Annotated in this window: 19 protein-coding genes; 13 read left to right on the top strand and 6 right to left on the bottom strand. The window is 71.5% G+C overall.

All coding sequences use genetic code 11. The features are described 5' to 3' along the window. Nucleotides 1–9: 9 nt before the first annotated feature. From AB0B41_RS00535 to AB0B41_RS00480, 12 genes are all read left to right on the top strand, one after another. A complete protein-coding gene (locus AB0B41_RS00535) occupies nucleotides 10–540 on the top strand; it encodes a biotin/lipoyl-containing protein (protein WP_358197337.1) in 531 nt (176 codons plus the stop codon). Next, nucleotides 533–1,918 carry a biotin carboxylase N-terminal domain-containing protein gene (locus tag AB0B41_RS00530; RefSeq protein ID WP_358197335.1) on the top strand — a complete coding sequence of 462 codons (1,386 nt, stop codon included), beginning with the start codon at nucleotides 533–535 and terminating at the stop codon, nucleotides 1,916–1,918. Before AB0B41_RS00535 ends, AB0B41_RS00530 begins: the two co-directional genes overlap by 8 nt. Beyond that, nucleotides 1,918–3,387: a carboxyltransferase gene (locus tag AB0B41_RS00525; RefSeq protein WP_358197334.1), complete on the top strand. Its 1,470-nt coding sequence runs from the start codon at nucleotides 1,918–1,920 to the stop codon at nucleotides 3,385–3,387. The genes AB0B41_RS00530 and AB0B41_RS00525 overlap by 1 nt, the downstream gene beginning before the upstream one ends. Further along, nucleotides 3,384–4,919: an AMP-binding protein gene (locus AB0B41_RS00520; protein WP_358197333.1), complete on the top strand. Its 1,536-nt coding sequence runs from the start codon at nucleotides 3,384–3,386 to the stop codon at nucleotides 4,917–4,919. The genes AB0B41_RS00525 and AB0B41_RS00520 overlap by 4 nt, the downstream gene beginning before the upstream one ends. Further along, on the top strand, nucleotides 4,916–5,836 hold the full coding sequence (locus AB0B41_RS00515) for a cyclase family protein (protein ID WP_358197332.1): 921 nt from the start codon (nucleotides 4,916–4,918) through the stop codon (nucleotides 5,834–5,836). The genes AB0B41_RS00520 and AB0B41_RS00515 overlap by 4 nt, the downstream gene beginning before the upstream one ends. A 75-nt stretch (nucleotides 5,837–5,911) precedes the next feature. Next, nucleotides 5,912–7,246: an MFS transporter gene (locus tag AB0B41_RS00510; RefSeq protein ID WP_358197331.1), complete on the top strand. Its 1,335-nt coding sequence runs from the start codon at nucleotides 5,912–5,914 to the stop codon at nucleotides 7,244–7,246. Continuing rightward, the gene (locus AB0B41_RS00505; protein WP_358197330.1) at nucleotides 7,239–8,378 is read left to right on the top strand and encodes a thiolase family protein; all 1,140 of its coding nucleotides are present in this window, start codon (nucleotides 7,239–7,241) and stop codon (nucleotides 8,376–8,378) included. Before AB0B41_RS00510 ends, AB0B41_RS00505 begins: the two co-directional genes overlap by 8 nt. Then, nucleotides 8,378–9,142, top strand: coding sequence for an enoyl-CoA hydratase-related protein (locus tag AB0B41_RS00500; RefSeq protein ID WP_358197329.1), 765 nt, complete (start codon nucleotides 8,378–8,380; stop codon nucleotides 9,140–9,142). Before AB0B41_RS00505 ends, AB0B41_RS00500 begins: the two co-directional genes overlap by 1 nt. 1 nt (nucleotide 9,143) lies before the next feature. Then, on the top strand, nucleotides 9,144–10,079 hold the full coding sequence (locus tag AB0B41_RS00495; RefSeq protein ID WP_358197327.1) for an SDR family NAD(P)-dependent oxidoreductase: 936 nt from the start codon (nucleotides 9,144–9,146) through the stop codon (nucleotides 10,077–10,079). Beyond that, nucleotides 10,076–11,089, top strand: a complete 1,014-nt coding sequence (locus AB0B41_RS00490) for an NADP-dependent oxidoreductase (protein ID WP_358197326.1) — start codon at nucleotides 10,076–10,078, stop codon at nucleotides 11,087–11,089. Before AB0B41_RS00495 ends, AB0B41_RS00490 begins: the two co-directional genes overlap by 4 nt. Continuing rightward, nucleotides 11,086–11,859, top strand: coding sequence for an acetoacetate decarboxylase family protein (locus tag AB0B41_RS00485; RefSeq protein ID WP_358197325.1), 774 nt, complete (start codon nucleotides 11,086–11,088; stop codon nucleotides 11,857–11,859). The genes AB0B41_RS00490 and AB0B41_RS00485 overlap by 4 nt, the downstream gene beginning before the upstream one ends. After that, nucleotides 11,856–12,239, top strand: a complete 384-nt coding sequence (locus AB0B41_RS00480) for a nuclear transport factor 2 family protein (protein ID WP_358197324.1) — start codon at nucleotides 11,856–11,858, stop codon at nucleotides 12,237–12,239. Before AB0B41_RS00485 ends, AB0B41_RS00480 begins: the two co-directional genes overlap by 4 nt. 206 nt (nucleotides 12,240–12,445) lie before the next feature. Here the strand turns inward: AB0B41_RS00480 and AB0B41_RS00475 are convergent, their stop codons facing one another. The 6 genes from AB0B41_RS00475 to AB0B41_RS00450 all read right to left on the bottom strand — a co-directional run bounded on the left by AB0B41_RS00475 (nucleotide 12,446) and on the right by AB0B41_RS00450 (nucleotide 18,349). After that, nucleotides 12,446–12,949 (bottom strand): flavin reductase family protein, encoded by a 504-nt coding sequence (locus AB0B41_RS00475; RefSeq protein ID WP_358197323.1) that lies wholly within the window; start codon nucleotides 12,947–12,949, stop codon nucleotides 12,446–12,448. A 23-nt stretch (nucleotides 12,950–12,972) separates the two neighbouring features. Beyond that, nucleotides 12,973–13,830 carry a cyclase family protein gene (locus tag AB0B41_RS00470; RefSeq protein ID WP_358197321.1) on the bottom strand — a complete coding sequence of 286 codons (858 nt, stop codon included), beginning with the start codon at nucleotides 13,828–13,830 and terminating at the stop codon, nucleotides 12,973–12,975. Next, nucleotides 13,827–14,537 (bottom strand): TetR/AcrR family transcriptional regulator, encoded by a 711-nt coding sequence (locus tag AB0B41_RS00465; protein WP_358197320.1) that lies wholly within the window; start codon nucleotides 14,535–14,537, stop codon nucleotides 13,827–13,829. The genes AB0B41_RS00470 and AB0B41_RS00465 overlap by 4 nt, the downstream gene beginning before the upstream one ends. 61 nt (nucleotides 14,538–14,598) lie before the next feature. Next, nucleotides 14,599–15,651: an acyl-CoA dehydrogenase family protein gene (locus tag AB0B41_RS00460; RefSeq protein WP_358197319.1), complete on the bottom strand. Its 1,053-nt coding sequence runs from the start codon at nucleotides 15,649–15,651 to the stop codon at nucleotides 14,599–14,601. 23 nt (nucleotides 15,652–15,674) lie between these two features. Continuing rightward, entirely contained in the window at nucleotides 15,675–16,871 is a 1,197-nt protein-coding gene (locus AB0B41_RS00455) for an acyl-CoA dehydrogenase family protein (protein WP_358197318.1), read from the bottom strand. After that, nucleotides 16,868–18,349 (bottom strand): carboxyltransferase, encoded by a 1,482-nt coding sequence (locus tag AB0B41_RS00450; RefSeq protein WP_358197317.1) that lies wholly within the window; start codon nucleotides 18,347–18,349, stop codon nucleotides 16,868–16,870. The genes AB0B41_RS00455 and AB0B41_RS00450 overlap by 4 nt, the downstream gene beginning before the upstream one ends. Before the next feature lie 1,069 nt (nucleotides 18,350–19,418). Between AB0B41_RS00450 and AB0B41_RS00445 the strand changes: the two genes are divergently transcribed. Then, nucleotides 19,419–20,060 (top strand): TetR/AcrR family transcriptional regulator, encoded by a 642-nt coding sequence (locus AB0B41_RS00445; protein WP_358197316.1) that lies wholly within the window; start codon nucleotides 19,419–19,421, stop codon nucleotides 20,058–20,060. The last annotated feature ends 104 nt before the right edge of the window (nucleotides 20,061–20,164 follow it).

Genomic DNA, 20,164 nt, shown 5'->3' with positions numbered 1-20,164 from the left:
AGGAGCGTCATGCCACTCACTCCCGACGACATCGGGCGCGTCCTCGACGCCCTCGACAAGTCCAGCTGGGACCAGGCCGAGATCGTCGTCGACGACGTCCGGATCGCCGTCGGCCGCAACGACCTGCCCGCCCCCGGGGCGGTCGCGGCGGCGTCGGTCGCCGCTCCGGCCCCGGTTCCGGCGGCACCGGCGCCGGCGGCTCAGCTCGCGCCCGCTGCCGCGGTGCCCGCTCCTGCCGCGCCTGCCGCTGTGGCGGCCCCGGCCGAGCCGCGGCCCCAGGACGCCTCGTCGGCGGACGACCACGTCCTGACCGCCCCGAGCGTCGGCGTGTTCTGGCGGTCCCCCTCGCCGGGCGCGCCGCCGTTCGTCGAGGTCGGTTCGACCGTGGCGGTCGGGGACACCATCGGCATCGTCGAGGTCATGAAGCTCATGAACAACGTGACGGCGGACGTCGCGGGCACGGTCACGGCGGTGTTCCCCGCCAACGCCGAGCACGTGGAGTTCGGGACGCCGCTCGTCGCGATCCGCCCCGATGCCTGAGCAGCTGAAGCGCGTCCTGGTCGCGAACCGTGGGGAGATCGCCCTGCGGATCCTGCGGGCCTGCTTCGACGAGGGCATCGAGACCGTGCTCGCGGTCTCGGAGGCGGACAAGGGCTCCCAGGCCGCCCAGCTCGCGGACCGGACCGTCCTGATCGGGCCGGCCGCGGCGGGGCAGAGCTACCTCGCGATCGGCCGGATCGTGCAGGCCGCGCTGTCCACGGGCTGCGACGGGCTGCACCCCGGCTACGGTTTCCTGTCCGAGCGCCCGGAGCTGGCGGACGCCTGCGCGGACAACGACATCACCTTCGTCGGTCCCACCGGCGACATCATGCGGCGCGCCGGGGACAAGATGACCGCCCGCGAGGTCGCGGAGAAGGCGGGCATCCCGATCGGCGGGCGTAGCCGCCCGTTGCAGACCCGCGCTGAGGCCGAGGACGCCCTCGCCGAGGCCCTCGGAGCCGGTGCGTGCCTGCCGATGATGCTCAAGGCGTCCGCGGGTGGCGGAGGCCGCGGAATGTCGATCATCCGGGACGTCGCGGAGATCGGGCCGCGCTTCGACACCGCGCACCGCGAGGCCGAGCAGGCCTTCGGCGACGGACGGCTCTACCTGGAGCGTTACGTCGCGAAGGCCCGGCACGTCGAGGTCCAGATCCTCGCCGACGCCCACGGCACCGTGTGCCACCTCGGCGACCGGGACTGCTCCACCCAACGCCGGCACCAGAAGATCGTCGAGGAGGGGCCGGCTCCCGATCTGCCCGTTGCGCTGTCGGCCGAGATCCGCAGCGCCGCGGTGCGACTGGCCGAGGAACTCGGTTACGTCGGCGCGGGAACGGTGGAGTTCCTCGTCGACGTCGACCGTGGGGACTTCGTGTTCCTCGAGGTCAACGCGCGGGTCCAGGTCGAGCACCCGGTGTCGGAGATGGTGTCCGGGATCGACATCGTGCGCGAGCAGCTGCGCGTGGCGGCGGGCCTGCCGCTGTCCTTCACCCAGGAGGACGTCGTGCTCAGCGGGCACGCCGTGGAGATCCGGATCAACGCCGAGGATCCCGAGCGGAACTTCCTGCCGACCCCAGGCACGATCACACGCTGGGCGATCCCGGCGGGCACCGGTGTCCGGGTGGACACCTTCGCCCACCCGGGCGCGGTCGTCTCGCCCTACTACGACTCGCTGGTGGCGAAGGTGATCACCCATGCGCCCACCCGCGCCGAGGCGGTCGACCTGATGGTCCGGGTGCTTCGCGGCAGCCGGATCGAGGGAATCTCCACGACCATTCCGCTGCAGCTCGCGGTGCTGGAGTCCCCCGCCTTCCGTGCCTCGCCGGTCACCACACGGTGGCTGGAGGAGGAGTACCTGCCCGCCCTCGAGGAGAAGCCCTGATGCCGGACGTCGAGTTCGTCGACCAGACCCTGCGGGACGGCCAGCAGAGCCTGTGGGGCCTGCGGATGCGGGCCTATCAGGCCGCAGACGCCCTGCCGCACCTCGACGCCACCGGGTTCCGGGTCGTCGACCTGACCGGGCCGGGCATGTTCACCGTGCTGTTGCGCGAGTTCGCCGACGACCCCTGGGCGTCGACGGACTTCCTCGTGCAGAACATGCCGAACAGCATCGTGCGCGCGGGCATGCGGACCACCGCGGTGATCGGCTTCGCCCAGGCGCCCGACGCGATCATCGACCTCTGGGTCCGGACGCTGATCAAGCACGGCGTCACCAGCTTCTGGATCTACGACTGCCTCTACGACATGCCGACCATGCAGCGGCTGGCGAAGGTGATCCACGCCGCGGGTGGCCAGGCCGTCCCGGCGATCATGTACGGCCTCACCGGCGTGCACGACGACGCGTTCTTCGCGGCCAGGGCCAAGGAGATGGCGAGCTGGGAGGGCGTCGAGACGATCTACGTCGAGGACGCCCCGGGCGTGCTGAAGCCGGAGCGTGCGGCCACCCTGCTGCCCGCCATCAGGGCCGCGACCGGCACCATCCCCCTCGAGCTGCACTGCCACGCGAGCACCGGGCTCGCCCAGCACAACTACATCGAGGGTCTCAAGGCGGGCTTCACGATCCTGCACACGGCGTCGCGGCCGATGGCGAACGGGCCGTCGCTGCCCAGCACCGAGGGCATGCTGCCGATCCTGGAGGACATGGGGCTCTCGCACGGCCTGGACCTGGACCGGCTGCCCCCGGTCGCCGAGAACTTCGAGTGGGCGGCGAGGGACGCGGGCTTCGAGCCGGGTGCCCCGGCCGAGTACGACCCGCGGATCTACCAGCACCAGCTGCCCGGTGGCATGACCGGCACCCTGAAGAACCAGCTGGCCACCCACGGCATGGCCCACCGGCTCGACGAGGTGCTGGCCGAGATCCCGCGGGTGCGCGAGGAGCTCGGGCATCCGATCATGGCCACGCCGTTCTCCCAGTTCGTGGGCATCCAGGCGGTACTCAACATCGTCGCGGGGGAGCGCTACAAGCTCGTCCCCGACGAGGTCGTGCACTACGCACTGGAGCACTACGGGCCACTGGCCTCGCCGTTGGACCCCGAGGTGGCGGACAAGGTGCTGACCAGCGACCGCGCCCGGGCGCTCGCGGACTGGACGCGTCCGCAGCCGAGCATCGAGGAGATCCGGCGGGGCTACCCGACGGGCATCTCCGACGAGGAGCTGCTGCTGCGCTACATGACCTCGGACGAGGAGGTCGACAGGATGAAGAAGGCGGGCCCGATCCGCACGGACCCGCGGCGCTCGGCGAACGCGATCGTCAACGAGCTGGTCGACCTGATCGCCGAGCAGCGCTCGGTGACGTCCCTGCACGTCGCCCGGCCCGGCTTCTCGGTGCGGCTCGGACGGAGGAGCACATGAGCGAGTTCGAGCTGCCCGCCGACTCCGTGCCCGCGCTCATCGCGGCGCGGGCGGCGGAGTACGGCGACCGCACCTTCGTGACGTTCGAGGGGGAGATCTGCAGCTACGCCCAGCTGCACGAGCGGTCCGGCAACGTCGCGGCCTGGCTCCAGCGCACCGGCGTCCAGGCGGGCGACCGGGTCGCGATGCTGATGACGAACTCGCTCGAGTTCCTGTACGTCTTCTTCGGTATCGCCCGCGCGGGCGCGGTGTCGGTGCCGGTGAACGCGTCGTCGGTCGGCGAGGGGCTGCACTACACGCTGGAGCACTCCGGCGCGGTGGGGATCGTCGCGGACGCCGAGCTCGTCCCCAACCTGGACCGGATCGACCCGCTGCCCGCGCTGGGCTGGCGGCAGGTGACCGGCGAGCTGGACGAGATGCTGGCGCCGGGCACGCCCGAGCCCGTCGAGCTCGGCCTGCTCGACGCGATGTCGATCATCTACACCTCGGGCACCACCGGCCCGCCCAAGGGTGTGGTGCTCTCACACACCAGCTACCTCAACACCGGGCGCTACTTCGTGAAGCACTACGGGCTTGGATCCGAAGACGTGCTGCACACCTGCCTGCCGCTGTTCCACTGCAATGCCCAGCAGTGCACCGTCATCCCGGCGCTGGTCGCCGGGGCGTCGGTGGCGCTCAACGGCAAGTTCTCGCTGTCGCGGTTCTGGGGCTGGATCGACGAGTCCGGGGCGACTGTCACCAACCTGCTCGGCTCGATGCTCGCGCTGATGGCCAAGCGGCCACAGGACGACGTGGAGAAGCGGAACAGGCTCAAGTTCATGGCGGCCGCGCCGGTCCCCGAGGCCCTGCACCGCCCGCTCGAGGAACGTTTCGGGCTGCAGATCGTCGAGGGCTACGGGCTCACCGAGACCGGCACCATGGCCTGCAAGAACCCCGTGGCGGACACCCGCTCGGGCACGATCGGGATCGCGCTCGACCACAACGAGGTCAAGATCGTCGACCCCGCGGGGGAGGAGTGTGCTCCCGGCGTGACCGGCGAGATCGTCACGCGCACCCGAATCCCGGGCGCGTACATGACCGAGTACTTCCGGGAGCCGGAGAAGACGGCCGAGGCCATGCGCGGCGGCTGGTTCCACACCGGCGACGCGGGTTACCGGCGCGAGGACGGCTACCACGTGTTCGTCGACCGGATGAAGGACACCATCCGCCGGCGGGGCGAGAACATCTCGTCGTTTCTGGTGGAGAAGGCGATCACCGCCCACCCGGACATCCTCGACGCGGCGGCGGTCGCGGTGCCCTCGGAGCTGTCCGAGGACGACGTGAAGATCCTCGTCGTCCTGCGGCCGGGGGCGTCCCTCGAGCCCGCCGAGGTCGTCGAGTGGGCCCGCGGGCGGCTCGCCGAGCACGAGGTGCCGCGGTACGTGGAGTTCCGCGAGGAGTTTCCGCGCACCGAGACCGGCCGGATCCAGAAGTACGCGCTGCGCAGCGAGGGTGTCGGGGCGGCGTGGGACCGTGAGGGGGCGAAGCTGTGACCGAACCGCGCTACGACGAGCTGCCCGAGCTGGGGGACCTCGGCGTCCGACACGCGTGGGACGTCCTGCCGGCGCCGCTGGGCACGCTGTCCCGGCTCGCGCCCGAGGACGTGGTGCGGGCCGCGGGTCTGGTCCGCACCGGCGAGGCGTTCCCGCTGAACCTGGCGCTCGACGCGTTCGACCCGCCGCTGTTCGGGCGCCCGGCCACCGGTCATGAGGTGTACCCGCACGACCGCAACACCTTCGAGGACACCCTCGACCGGTTCAACCCGCAGGCCTCCTCGCAGTGGGACGGCCTCGGGCACGTCCGGGCGCGCGAGCACGGCTGGTTCGGCGGGGTGACCGAGCAGGAGCAGGCCACCGCCAACCTCGGCATCCATCACTGGGCCGCCCGCGGGATCGTGGGGCGTGGCGTGCTGCTGGACATCGCCGCACACAGGGCGGGCACGGACTACGACCCGTTCGACAACCAGGCCGTGACCGCGGAGGACCTCGCCGAGGTCGCGGCGGCGTCGGGGGTGGAGCTGCGCCGGGGCGACGTCCTGGTGCTCCGCTTCGGCTGGACCGCCGAGTACCGCAGGCGTCAGGCCGCCGGGGACGACATGCCGTCCGCGGTGAAGGCGTGGGCGGGCCTGTCCGGTGCGGAGTCCACGGCCAGGTTCCTGTGGGACACGGGGATCGCGGCCGTCGCGGCCGACAACCCGGCCGTCGAGCGGGGCCCGGGTGCGCGGGAGGACGGGTCGCTCCACCGCCGCCTGATCCCGACGCTCGGCTTCGCCCTGGCCGAGCTGCTCGACCTCGACGCCCTCGCCGCCGCATGTGCGGCCCAGGAGCGCGCGGAGTTCCTGTTCGTGAGCGTGCCGCTGCCGATCCCGGGGGGCGTCAGCTCGCCGGCGAACGCGATCGCGCTTCTGTAGTCCGACCGGCGGTTCGGGGACCGCCGGGGCATATGCCGCTTGTCCACAATGGACGCTCAGAGCCGAGAGGGAACCATGGCCACCGACGCCACCATCTCCGAGCCGGGGGACACCACGTCCTCGGGAACCTCCGCACCGCCCCGCAACAGCCGCCGCGCCGCGATTGCGGGCGGCGTGGGCACCCTCATCGAGGGCTACGACTTCAGCTCCTACGGCTACCTCTCCGTCTTCATCGCCCCACTGTTCTTCCCCAACGACGATCCCGTCGTCTCGCTGCTGCTCACCCTCGTGGTCTTCGCGACCGCGTACCTGGCCCGTCCGCTGGGCGGCATCGCGTTCGGCCTCGTCGGTGACCGGGTGGACCGCGGCAAGGTGCTCGTCGTGACCATCCTGCTGATGGGCACGGCGACCACGCTGATCGGGCTGCTGCCGACCAACGCGACGATCGGTGTTTCCGCCACCGTGCTGCTGATCCTGCTGCGCCTGGTGCAGGGCTTCTCGGTCGGTGCGGAGGTCGCGGGTGCGGCCACCTTCGTCTCCGAGGCGGCGCCCAACCGGTTCAAAGCCCGCTTCGGCGCGTTCAATCCGGCGGGCGCCACCTTCGGGTTCGGACTCGCCGCGGCCGTCGCCGGCCTGACCTCGGCGCTGACCAGCGCCGAGCAGATGGCCGAGTGGGGCTGGCGGATCCCGTTCCTGCTGTCGCTCCCGCTGACGGTCGTCTGCTTCCTGATCCGCCGCCGGATCACGAACGAGGCCCACCCGGTCGCCACCGTCGACGGCAAGAAGACCTCCCTGATCGACGTGATCCGGGTCGGCTGGCGGGGCATCCTCAAGGGCGCCGGGCTCTCCGCGGCAGTGAACGGCACCGCGTACTTCGGCCTGACCTACGTGTCCATCCACCTCATCCAGCGGCTCGAGTACCCCAAGACGGCCGTCTACTGGGTGACCACGGCGGTCGTGATGGTCACCGCCCTCCTGATGCTGCCCGTCGGCAGGCTCGGCGACCGGGTCGATCTGCCCAAGCTCGGGGCGATCGGCATGGTCGGCTACCTCGCCGTCACCTGGGTCGGGATGTGGCTGATGGGCTTCGGCAGCCTGGCGCTCGCCGGCGTCGCCTTCCTGGTGATCATGGTGAACAGCGCGTTCCTGCAGGTGACCGGGTACGCCCTGTCGCCGGAGATCTACCCGCGGGCGATCCGCTTCACGGGCATGTCGCTGGGGTGGAACATCGGCGTGATCGTCGCGGGCGGCACTGCACCCGCCCTGTGCGTGTGGCTCGTCGAGGCGACCGGCAACCCCACCTCGCCCGCCTTCTTCGTCATGCTCGCGGCCGCGATCGGCCTCGTGTCGGTCTGGGCCATCGCCCGCGGCCCGCGCCCGGGCCGCACCGAGGGGACCACCAGTGCGTGATGCAGTCATCGTCGAGGCCGTGCGGACCGCCGTCGGCAAGCGGAACGGCGCCCTCGCGCCGGTCCACCCGGTCGACCTGTCCGCCCACGTGCTCGGGATGGTCGCGGACCGCTCCGGCGTCGACCCCGGGGTCGTCGACGACGTCGTCTGGGGCTGCGTGTCGCAGATCGGCGAGCAGACCTTCGACATCGCCCGCAACGCAGTGCTGGCGGCGGGCTGGCCGGAGTGCGTGCCCGGCTTCACGGTCGACCGCCAGTGCGGGTCCTCGCAGCAGTCGATCCACTCGGCCGCGGCCGGATTGATCGCGGGCCAGTACGACGTCGTCGTCGCCGGTGGCGTCGAGTCCATGACCCGGATCCCGATGGCCTCCTCCGCCAACGGGATGGACCCGCTGGGCCCGCGGTTCGCCGCGCGCTACGACGTGGTGCCCAACCAGGGAGTAGGGGCGGAGATGATCGCCGACCAGTGGGGGCTGTCGCGCACCCGGCTCGACGAGTTCGCGCTGCGCAGCCACGAGCGGGCCGCAGCCGCACAGGACGCCGGCCTGTTCGTCGACGAGATCGCCCCGATCGACGTCGACGGGGAGTCCTTCGCCCAGGACCAGGGGATCCGCCGGGGCGGGAGCGTCGAGAAGCTCGCCGAGCTCAAGCCCGCCTTCCGCCCCCACGGAGTGGTCACCGCCGGCAACGCCTCGCAGATCTCCGACGGCGCCGCGGCCCTGCTCATGACGACCTCGGAGCGGGCCGCAGAGCTGGGCCTACGCCCGATCGCGCGGGTGCACACCGCGGTCCTCGCGGGCTCGGACCCGATCATGATGCTGACCGGCCCGATCCCGGCCACGGAGAAGGCGCTCAAGCGCTCCGGGCTCACGATCGACGACATCGGGGCGTTCGAGGTGAACGAGGCCTTCGCTTCCGTGCCGATGGCCTGGCAGGCCGAGACCGGTGTCGTCGACGCGCTGCTCAACCCGAACGGGGGCGCGATCGCCCTGGGCCACCCGCTCGGCGGCTCCGGCGCCCGCATCGCCACCACGCTGCTGCACCACATGCGGCGCAGTGAGATCCGGTACGGCCTGCAGACGATGTGCGAGGGCGGTGGGCAGGCCAACGCGACGATCTTCGAGCTGCTCTGATGGCGGACCTGCTCGTCGAGCGCACCGGGCACGTCGCCCGGGTCACGATCGATCGGCCGAAGGCGCTCAACGCCGTCACGGTCGCCATGGACCATGAGCTCGAGCGGATCTGGGCCGAGCTGGACCCGGACGCGGACGTGCGGGTGATCGTGCTGCGCAGCACCGGGGACAAGGCGTTCTGCGCGGGCGGGGACGTCAAGGAGGGTCCTCGGCCGCGGGTCGCGCTGGGCGGGGGGTTGACCGGCGTCGGCGGTCCGTTGCGGACGCTGCGCACACCGCTGGTGTGCGCGGTGCAGGGCTACGCACTCGGCGGCGGGTTCGAGCTGGCTGTATGCGGGGACGTCATCGTCGCCGCGGACACGGCCCGTTTCGGCATCACGGAGGCCCGCCTCGGCAACCTCGCCGAGGTCGGGCCGGTGCACCGGGCGATCCGCCAGCTCCCGCAGCGGGTCGCGATGGGCATGATCCTCACCGGCGAGCACCTCACCGCGGACCAGGCGCTGCACCACGGGCTGGTCAACGAGGTCGTCCCGGCCGCCGAGGTGCACACCGCCGCGGACCGCTGGGCCGACCGGATCGCGGAGTGCTCTCCGCTGGCCGCGCAGGCGGCCAAGGACGCGGCGCTGTCCCGGGCGGGCTGGCCGCTGGAGATTGCGTTGAGCACGCGCTACGAGCCGATCGAGGCGTACGCGACCAGCCGCGACAGGGCGGAGGGGCTGGCGGCGTTCGCCGAGCGGCGCACCCCTCTGTGGGAAGGATGCTGACATGAGACTCCGGCTGAACGGCCAGGTCGCAATCGTGACCGGCGCGGGGCGTGGGCTCGGCAACGCCTACGCCCGGCTGCTCGCCGAGCGCGGGGCCAAGGTCGTGGTCAACAACCGCGTCCGGCCCGGTCACGAGGGCCTGAAGCCGGTCGCGGAGGAGGCCGCCGAGGCCATCGTGGCGGCCGGCGGCGACGCAGTCGCCGACACCTCGGACATCGGGACCAAGGCCGGGGCGGACGCCGTGGTGCAGGCCGCGCTCGCGGCCTACGGCCGGATCGACGTCGTGGTCAACAACGCAGGTGTCGTGCAGTTCCACGAGTTCGCCGACTACCCGGACGACGAGTTCGACCTCATGGTCGACATCCACCTGCGCGGCACTTGGCGGATCAACCGGGCCGCCTGGCCGCACCTGGCGGAGCAGGGCTACGGCCGGATCGTGAACACGGTGTCCCGCGGCGCCTTCTTCGGCGACCCGCGCGGCGCCGCGTACGCCTCCTGCAAGGGCGCGATCCTGGGCATGACGCGCGCACTGGCCGTCGAGGGCGGGAAGGTCGGCATCGCCGTGAACGCCATCTCACCGACGGCCTGGACACCGCTGTACGCCAGCGCGCCGGACGTCGATCCCGAGCGGCAGAAGGTGCTCGAACGGGACTTTCGCGCCGAGCAGGTCGCACCCGTGCTCCTGCTGCTGGCGCACCCGGCCTGTGACTTCACCGGGGAGATCGTCGCGGCCGCGGGTCGCCAGGTCAGCCGGTTCTTCCTCGGCCAGACCGAGGGTGCGCAGCTGAGTCTCGAACCGACTCCCGAGGAGGTCGTCGAGCGCCTCCCGGACGTGTGGGACGAGGCCGGGTACAACCCCGTCGGTCTGGTGAACCCCGTGCAGCGTGCACAGAAGACGCCGACCGCCGAGGTCCCGCCGTCGGCGCGGCGGTCATGAGCTCTCGCCAGGGGGTCCTGCTCCGCAGGCCGGAGGGCCGCCCGCGCGAGGGCGACATCGGGTTCGTCGAGGTCCCGGTGCCCGAACCCGGGCCGGGGCAGCTCGTCGTACGAAACACCTGGATGTCCCTCGATCCGTCGATGCGGATCCGTATGTCCGGCGGCTCGGACGACTACCTGCCGCCCTTCGCGATCGGTGAGCCCCTCTCCGGCTGGGCGGTCGGGACCGTCGTGGCCTCGCGGTCGACGGCGTTCGCCGAGGGCGACCAGGTCATGCACGGGTCCGGCTGGCGGGACCACGCCCTGCTCGACGAAGCCGGGCCCGGTCCCGAGACCATGCGACCCGAGCTGCTGCCGGCGGGCGAGCCCGCTCGCTGGTACCTCGGGCCACTGGGCTGGGTCGGGCTGACCTCCTGGGTCGGGCTGCACGACGTCGCCTCCCTCGCCCTGGGCGACCGGGTCTTCGTCTCCGGCGCCGCGGGTGCCGTGGGCGGGCTGGTCGTGCAGATCGCCGCCCGGCTCGGCCACGAGGTGATCGGCTCCGCAGGTACGGCCGAGAAGGTGGCGCACGTGCGCGCGCTCGGCGCCTCGGCGGCGTTCTGCTACCGGGACGGGCCGGTCGGATCGCTGCTCGCCGAGGCGGCGCCGGACGGAATCGACGTCTACTTCGACAACGTCGGCGGCGACCACCTCGTCGCCGCCCTCGATGCACTGCGCCCCGGGGGCCGCGTCGCGCTGTGCGGAGCGATCTCGACCTACGACGCGGCGGACCCCGTGCCCGGCCCACCGAACCTGTTCAACGCCGTGGCCCGCGGACTGACCCTGCGCGGCTTCATGGCCCGCATGTACCCGCACCGGCTGGGGAAGTTCCGCGAGCGGATGCGCGAGTGGCTGGTGGAGGGCTCGGTCACCTACCCCGAAACCATCTACAACGGACTCGACGCCGCACCGGGCGCGTTCGCGGACCTGCTCGCGGGCGGGAACGTCGGGAAGGTGCTGGTGGAGCTGTGACCCCCTTCCTCCGGACCCCGTCGGACGTGCTCGCCGCTCCGCGGTTCGTCGGCGAGCAGCTGCTGGTGCGGTTCCGGACCGATCCGCAGGTGTACCGCCGGCTCCTGCCGCCGCCGCTCGAACCGGCGGAGGAGCCGATCGCCCTCGCCGCCGTCGGGCGCTGGCGCAGCAACTGCGTCGGCGACTACGCAGGTGGCAGCGTGGCGCTGAGCGCGGTGCACGCGGGAGACGCGGGCGGGTTCGCCGTCGGGATGTGGATGGACTCCGAGCCCGCCGTGCATTTCGGCCGCGAGGTGTTCGGCGAGCCGAAGAAGCTCGGCACCTCCGGTCTGACGCGCGAGGGCACCCGGGCACACGGCTGGATCGAGCGCGGCGGCGTCCGCCTGGTCTCGCTGCACGCCACGCTGGGCGAGGACCAGGGCGCGTCGAACATCGACCGGCTCGCCTTCAACTACCGTGCCCGGACGGCCGCCGACGGCCGTGGGCTCGCCGGGCCCGCGATTCTCACCCGCACGACCTTCGCCACCCGCCTCGAGGCCCGGTTCACCGGCACCGGGACGGTGACGCTGCGCTCCGGCCCGCACGATCCTGCGGGGGAGATCCCCGTGCTGGAGGTGCTGGGCGCGGAGTACCAGGTGCACGACCTCCGCGCGAACTGCGTGCCCTCGGACGAGGTGCCCGCCGCGGAGTTCCTGCTCTATCACCTCGGCCGCCAGGACGACTGGCGGCTGCTGGACACGCTGGACCCCAACCAGGAGGAGAGATCATGAGCGACAAGGACGTCACCGAGCTCGCCGAGGCCTACATCGCGGCCTACAACAGCGGCGACCTCGACCGGATCGGCGCCGCGCTCGCGGACGACGTCGAGATCACCCACCACAACCGCGGCGCCCACGCCAAGGGCAAGGCGGCGGCCATGGAGGTCTTCACCGGCGCCGGTCAGGTCATGCCGGACAAGCACTTCGAGGGCCGGATCAACCTGCAGGTCACGGGCCCGGACAGCGTGGTCGTCCGGCACGTGTTCGTGGCCAACCCGAAGGTCGACATCCCCGGCTTCGGTCCCGCGGGCGAGGAGATCCGCCTGGACCTGGCGACCTTCCTGCGGTTTAACGCCGACGGCCTGCTCGTCGAGTACAACGACTTCGGCTGATCCCCACCCCACCCGGCGAGTGGGCCCCGCCCGCACGGGGCCCACTCCCCACCCCGGGGACCGGCCTGCTGCCAGGCGCGGCGGGCCTCGGCCGACACGGCGAGATGGGCCTCTGTGGCCCGCGCCGGACCTGGGCATCCGTGCCGGCCGGCGCGGTGTGGTCCGAGCGAGTCCGTGCGCAGGGCGAGCGGACCGCCCGCACGCCGTCAGCCGGCGACGGCCGACAGGGTGCGGAACCGGCTGCCGTGGAACACCAGCGGTGCCTGGTGCGGGTTCGCCTGCAGGGCCAGCACCCGCAGCAGGACGATCGCGTGGTCGCCCGCAGGCACCTCGCGCTCGACCTCGCAGTCCAGCCACAACGTCGAACCGTGCACGTAGATCGCGTCGTCGGCCGTCGACTCCCAGTCGACGCCGGCGAACCGGTCGCCGTGCTTGCTCGACAAGGCGAGACACGCGGCGTCGTGCCCCTCGGCCAGCACGCTGAGCCCCAGCCGGGGCCGGTCGCGCAGCTTCGGCCAGGTGGTCGAGGTGTTCTGCACGCACACCGACACGAGCGGCGGATCCATCGACACCGAGGCGAACGAACTCGCGGCCATACCGACGGGGATCCCGTCGACGACCGCACACACGGCGGTGACGCCGGACGGGAAGCAGCCGTAGGCCGCGCGGAGGGCCTTCGGATCGTCGGTGAGCGGGGCGATGGTGATCATGGGGGTCCTCTCAGCGGGCCGGCTCAGCCGCCGACGAAGGCGAGCGGGCGGATGGGGGAACCGGTGGCGCCCTTGATGCGCAGGGGCGCGGCGGTGAAGAAGAATCCGTCGTGGATCCGGTCCGCGGCCAGCCCTTCCAGGTAGACCGACTCCATGATCGGCGTCGCGGACTCGACGAGGAAGTGGACGTGGACGTTCATGGACGGGACCGTCCACTCCGGCTTGTGCTCGAAGCTCGCGGTGTCCGCGCCGACCGCGCGGACGCCCCGTGCGGTCAGCCAGCGGGCACCCGACAGCGACACCCCGGGAACCCCGTACCCGGTGCCGAGGTAGTGCTCCGGGTCGTCCCAGTGCAGCATCCGGCCGGTTCGGAACAGCACGATCGACCCCGGCTCCGGCGCCGGCCGGTCGGCGAACCAGGCCTCCAGGGTCTCGGCGTGGAAGCCGTCCTCGTGGGTCATCTCGCGGCCGTAGATCTCGGTGCCGTCGACCAGGTGCCCCGGCCCCACCAGGGGTGGGAGCTCCTCCACCGAGCCGACCGGTACGCCGTCGGTGACCGACTGGACCTCCTGGACGTTGCGCCCGTCGGAGATGCAGCCGTCCAGCGACACGTGGCCGAGGGAGTCGACGTGCGTGCCGCAGTGGCCGGGCATGCTCATCAGTTCCATGGCCGCCGAGATGCCGCCCGGATAGTTGTGCTCGCCGTGCTTCTTGATCAGCTCGTACCGGAACGGCGGATGCGCGGGGTGACGCGTCATCCCCTCCTCGACACGGACGGCCAGGTCGTAGGCGCGGACCGGCGTCGGGCCCGAACCGGGCCACGTGGTGACGCCCTCCCAGGTTCCGCCGCCCCAGGAACGGGTCGTGGTGCCGGTGGTCATGCGGAGCTCCTTCGGGTGGTGGATCGGGCGCCCCGGGCACGGCGGCGCGGGCGAGGTTCGGGAAGTTCCGCAGGCTCGTCGGGATGGGTCAGCAGCCGCATGCCCATGTCGGCCCAGACTCCCGCGATCGTCGCGGCGTCGTGCCCACCGTCGGGTCGGTACCAGTCGGTGAGACTGCTCAACGACCCGAGCACGAAGTACGCGGCGTAGCGGCTGGGCACCCCCTCCGGGACGTCGCCGGCTCGCTTGACCTCGTCGATCAGCCGGATGAGCACGTCGTCGTAGTAGGCCCGCTGAGCGGCGACCTCCTCGTAGAACTCTCCGGTGAGGTAGCGCCACTCCCGCGCATAGAGTGCGGCGCGCTCGGAGTTGGTGAGGAACCACTCGGCGTACTCCTGGAGGTAGGCGTGGATGCGTTCCAGGGGAGGGGCGTCCATCGCCTCGACCCGCCGGACGACCTCGACGGCACCGGCGTGGGAGTCCTCGAAGATGCGACGCAACAGCGCCTCCTTCGAGGTGATGTAGTAGTAGAGGCTGCTCTTGAGCATGCCGAGCTCGTCGGCCAGGTCCTGGATGGACGTCGCGGCGAAGCCCTTGCGGTAGAAGACGCCGATGGCCTTCTCGAGCACCTCGGAGTCGCGGGTGCGGGCCTTGCGCTGTACGTAGGTCCGCCGGCCCGCGGTATCGGGCTTGCGCTGGTCGCTCACGGGTGCCCCCGTCGTCCGGCGGTCCTGATCCCGGTCGCACATCGTCGGAACATCCGCGTCATCACCAGCCGAGGGCCGCGGTGAGTTCGGCCCGGCGGTCGACCAGCGTGCCGCGCAGGTCGCGGTCGGTCAGGGCCCGCCGGTAGTACAGCCCGACGTCGTGCTCCTCGGTGAACCCGATCCCGCCGTGCAGTTGGATGGCCTCGCCGCAGACCGCCTGCGCGGCCTCCGCTGCAGCGACCAGCGCGGTCCGCGCGGCCAGGGCGGCGTCCTCGGCGGTCCCGGTGGTCAGCGTCGCGGCGGCGCCGTGCACGAGCTCGCGGGCGAGCGTGACGGCCACGGCGGCGTCCGCGACCCGGTGCTTGAGGGCCTGGAAGGAGCCGATCGGCCTGCCGAACTGGTGGCGGGTGGTGAGGTACTCCCGCGTCATCTCGAGGGCCCGGGCGGCGCCGCCCGCGTGGGTGGCGGCAAGATTGACGTCCGCGGCGGCCCGGGCGCGCAGCAGCGCCTCGGCCGACCTCACTGTCAGCATGGTGCCACCGACCCCGGCGAACCGCACACGGGCGACCCGGCGCCCGGGATCGGGCGTCGACAGGGGCTCGACCGACATCCCGGCGGCGTCGACGTCGACGACGACGACAGTGTCGTGGCCTGCCACGACGAGGAGGTCGGTCGGGTCGAGGACACGTGAGGCGACGCCGTTCAACGGTTCCCCGCCCAGCGTTCCGGCGGGGTCGTCGACGAGTGCGGCGGTCCGGGTTCCTGCGGCGACGTGGTCGAGCAGCTCGCGAGCCACGGGGTCGTCGCAGGCGGCGAGGACGGGAAGAGCGAGACCCGCGGAGGCGAGCAACGGGCCGGGCGCGACCGCGCGGCCCAGTTCCTCGCAGAGCACGGCGAACTCGACAGGCCCGTAGCCCGCGCCGCCGAGCTCCTCCGGCAGACCGAGCGCCGGCCATCCCATCTCGGCCGCCGCGACCCAGTCGGCAGGGTCGTACCCGGCCTCGGTGACGGCGAGGGCACGGACACGGTCCGTCGGGAGCCGGTCGGCGAGGAAACGCCGGACGACCGCGCGGATCTCGCGCGCGTCGTCGCCGGTCACGGGTTCGGTGAGCATTGTGGTCCTCAAGGCGGCGGTGGTCATCGCGGCAGCCCCAGCAGTCGTTCGGCAATGACGGTCCGTTGGATCTCGGTCGTGCCCGAGTAGATCGACTTCGCTCGCGAGGCGAGCCGGTGGTGGACGGACGCCGTGGGCTCGGCCCCGGCGGCCTCGACGGCGTCGCCGACGAGATCGGCGACGTCCTTCGCCAGTTCACCCCACACCAGATTGGTGACCGAGCCGGCCTCGGCGATCTGCCCCCCGGTCTCGGCGACCAGCGCGAGCCGGATGTTCAGGGCGCGCAGCTCCTGGCAGCGCCGCCACAGGTCGGTGGCGCGGCGGCCCAGGTCGGCGCGGGCGGCGTGGGAGACCGCGTCGTCGGCCGCATGGACGAGGTCGCGGGCATCCGTCAGCTCCACGAGCAGCCGTGCGTGGTCGGTGTAGCCGGGGTCGCCGCGCTCGAACTGGAACAGCGTCATCGCCGCCGCCCAGCCCTGGCCCGGCTCGCCCACGGTCCAGCCTGCCGGACAGCGTGCGCCGTCGAAGAACACCTCGGCGAACTCGCTGTCGCCGCTGATCTGGCGAATCGGCCGGACAGTGACGCCCGGTTGGTCCATCGGGCAGATGAGCAGCGTGAGGCCACGGTGTCGCTGCGAGCTCGGCTCGGAGCGGGCGAGGACGAAGCAGTAGCCCGCGCGGTCGGCGAAGGTCGTCCAGATCTTCTGGCCGTCGAGCACCCAGTCGTCGCCGGCGCGTCGAGCGCGGGTGCGCAGCGAGGCCAGGTCGGAGCCCGAGTCCGGTTCGGAGAAGCCCTGGCAGAACAGGTCCTCGCCGGTGAGGATCCGCGGCAGGAAGCGCTGCTTGAGCTCCTCGGTACCCAGCAGCATCAATGTCGGCCCGAGCAGGATCATGCCGGGCGTGTTCGCCGGCTCCGGTGCCCGGTGCAGCGCGAGCTCTTCGTAGGCCATGAGCTGGGCGAGCGGCCCCTCCGCGCGGCCGCCGTACTCATGCGGCCAGGCCAAACCGGCCCAGCCACCCGCGTTCATCGTTGCCTGCCAGGCCCTGCGACGGGCGAAGCGTGCGTCCTCGTCGTGTGGCTCGGTCTCCGTCGGCAGGTTTCGCACGAGCCACTCGGCGAACTCGGCCCGGAACGGATGGGCGAACGGGACAGCCGGGTGGTCCGGGCCCAGGACCAGGCGGTCGAGGGGAAGACGAACTGCCGGATCGAGCGTCGTCAACGGGCATCCTTCGGTTGGGCGCGACGGGCCAGGTGAACCTGCAGACCGGGCCTGCTGACCGACACGGAGGTCAGACCTGAGCGCTCGGCCAGCAAGCCCTCCAGCTCGGGAACGATCGACGACGCAGCCCATCGCGGATCGGTCCGGAGCGGCTCGGCGGCGAGCATTCGGTCCACCTCCTCGTCGGAGGTCATGAAGCGCAGCAACAGCTCCTCGTCGCTCATCCCGGCGGCATAGCGCCTGCGGACCTCGGCCAGCGTCGGAGCGGGTCGCTCCCAGGTTGTCAGCTGCTGCGCGCGTGGACCCGACAGCACCCGGTCCCTGACGTCCGGGTCGACGGGTGCGGCGAGCGGTCCGTAGTGTCCCAACACGTAGTGCACGACCTCGTCGGGGACCATCGAGTACCGGTCCCCGGTGACGACGTTGAGGACGGCCTGGATGCCGACGAACTGGGAGAACGGCGTCGCCATGATCGGCTCACCGAGCTCGCGCCGGACCTGCGGGATTTCCTCGAGGACCTGCGGGAGCCGCTCGGCCATGCCGTGGGTGGCGAGCTGGTTGCGCAGCGTCCCCATCATCCCGCCTGGAACCTGGTGGTCGTAGACGCGCGGGTCGTACTCGGCGACCTCCCCGAGCGGGCGGCACTCCGCTCGCGCGGCGCGCGCGAAGTTCTCCGCGACCGGGACGAACTGTGCGGTGTCGAGGGAGTGGGTGTGTCCCAGGGCTTCGACCACGGTGACCATGCTCTCCGTCGACGGCAACGAGACGCCGTTGGCCAGGGGCCGCGAGGCCGTGTGCAGCCAGGAGAAGCCGGCCTTGATCCCCTCGACGTAGTTGTGCTGTGCCAGTCCGGTCGTGGCGTGACAGTGCAGCTCGAGGGGGATGTTGCCGGTCGCCGCGCGGATCGCGGGTAGCAGGGTCGCCGCGCGATCAGGCGTGAGCACCCCGGCGGCGTCCTCGACGTAGAGGGTCTCCGTGCCCGGCCAGGAGGCCATCTCCTTGGCGCGGTCGGCGAAGAACGCGTCGTCGTGCACGCTGGTCAGCCCGTACATCACGGCCGGGACCGCGGTGCCACCTGCAGCAGTGATCACGTCGGAGAGCCTGCGCATCGTCGGCAGGTCGAACAGGCAGTCGTAGAGCCAGAAGCTGGTCACGCCGTGCTTGATCAGCGTCTGCGCCCAGAGGTCGATGATGCACTCGGGCGTGTGCGCGAACCCGATTACACTGATGGTGCGCAGCCCGGACCGCAGCTCGTTGCCCGGCAGGCCACGGACCAGGAAGTCCGTGGTGGCCCAGGGATCGTCGGCGTATTCGCGCAGTAGCACGGTGAACATGCCGGCGCCGGTGAGGTCGACGACCTTGAACCCGGTGCGGGCGATGTGCGGCAGCGCCTCGGCGGCCTCGTAGGCGCGCATCCGCATGCCCCAGTGGCTCTGCTGCCCGTCGCGCAAGGTCTGGTCGACGAACTCGATGTGCATCCTGGCCGGCTCCTCGGCGAGTCGTTTCGACCGATCGGTCGGTGGAAGACTAGGGCCAGGGTAGTGCGGCGGTCAACGGTGCTGCACCTGTGCACAGAGCCGAATCGCGCGGGCCGCCTCGAGTGCCGTTGCCCCTCGGTCTTGGCGCGCGGGCAGGCGGACGGGCCTGCGCCAGCGCTTTCAGGTGGCCCGGGAGGGGGAGGGGAGGAGCAGGTCCCAACCGACGTCGCGAGTGCGATTCACTGGCAGATCACGGCGCACACTTGCACGCCGTCCAGCAGGGCTCTTGGCGTCGGGCCTGAACTGGGAACCGCTGGTCGACGGACTGGCCTCTAAGGTTGATCTGCTGGATCGCCCGGTAGCCGCGGTGTCCGGCCAGTCGGTTGGCGATCATCGCCCGGAACGCCTCGATCTCCCCGTCATAGTACGGCCTGCGCGACGGCGAGATCCGGCTGATGTCGCCGATTCGGCATCGTCGCCGCGGCCCGCTGATCTTCGGCACACATGAAGACGGACCCCGACAACCCCATAACCCGATGCCCGTCCTCCCGAGCGGCGACCAGCATCGCGCCATCCTGGCCGGCATCCAGGCCGTTCGTCCTCGCTTCGCTGCGGGCGCTCCGCCTGGACACCGACTGCCGATGACGCGCGCCCACACCCCGCACAGGAACGACCCGAAAACGGACACAACCAGCTCAACTCGACTTGACCGGCCCCGCCCTTTCAGGGATGACTGAGTCTGGCCGTCGCGTGCGTGCTTGTAGGGGATGCGCCTCGGCGTAGGGCTTGTCGGGGCTGCGAGTCTCATCTGCCGAGACAATCTCGTCGGGGCCGCCGTCGGTTGAGGATCAGCCGCGAGCTGCACCCGCCTGCTTAAGCGAAACGACTTCCCCGACGACGGCGATCTCGTGCGCGCTCCGGTGATCCGAGCGATCGTCCGTAACCTGAAGCGCTGCTGCGTGGCTGTCGTGCCCGGCCCAGAGGATGCTCGTCACTCGCCGAGAGAGGGCGGAGGGCCGGGCAGCGACGGTGTCTCGTTTGGGCGTGAGGGGCCTCTATCATCGCGGCCGTGGCTTCCTCCCCGTCTGATGATCCGGCCGGCATGCTGTCGGTCCGGGAGGAGCAGCGGTTGATGACTCGCCGCAGGATTGTGGGGGCGGCCAGGCGGGTCTTCGAGGAGAAGGGCTATGGGCAGGCGTCCATCGGAGACATCACCAAGGCTGCCAAGGTCAATCGGGCGACCTTCTACCTGCACTTCACGAACAAGGCCGAGGTCTTCAACGAGGTCTACGCGGTCGTCCGGGAAGAGCAGAGCAGTCGGTACTGGGCGCTGCTCGACCAGGCCTTGGTGGAGGGCACGGCGGCATCGCTTCGTCGTTGGCTCGACCAGGCGCTCACCTGGTGGGAGGAGCAGGCCCCGTTCCTGCCCGCGATCCACGAGGCCATGGCGAGCGATCTCGACGTCGCGGCCCGGTGGAAGGACCAGCTCGATCAGCTTGCCGGCGAGCTCCATGCCTACCTCGACCAGTTCCCCGAGAGCGAGCGCGAGGCGCGCCGGCTCCGGGTCCAGCTGCTGATGATCCAGCTCGACCAGCTCTGCTTCCGCGCGATCGTGCAGAAGGTCTTCGAGATCGACCGCGCGGCGCTCCTCGACGTAGTCACCGAGCTGTGGCTCGATTCCCTCCGCCTTGGATCACCGAAGGCGATCTAGGACGTCAACTTGACGCTTGACTCGACAGGGTGTCGTCCCTAGTCTCCGTCGAGACCTGGGTCTCCCTTCCGCTTCGACGACGGCGCCAGCCCGGGGTGTGGATT

Source organism: Pseudonocardia sp. NPDC049154, assembly GCF_040648315.1.
Taxonomy (GTDB): Bacteria; Actinomycetota; Actinomycetes; order Mycobacteriales; family Pseudonocardiaceae; genus Pseudonocardia.
Note: the sequence above shows the minus strand (reverse complement) of the source record. Positions and strands in the feature narration are given on the sequence as shown.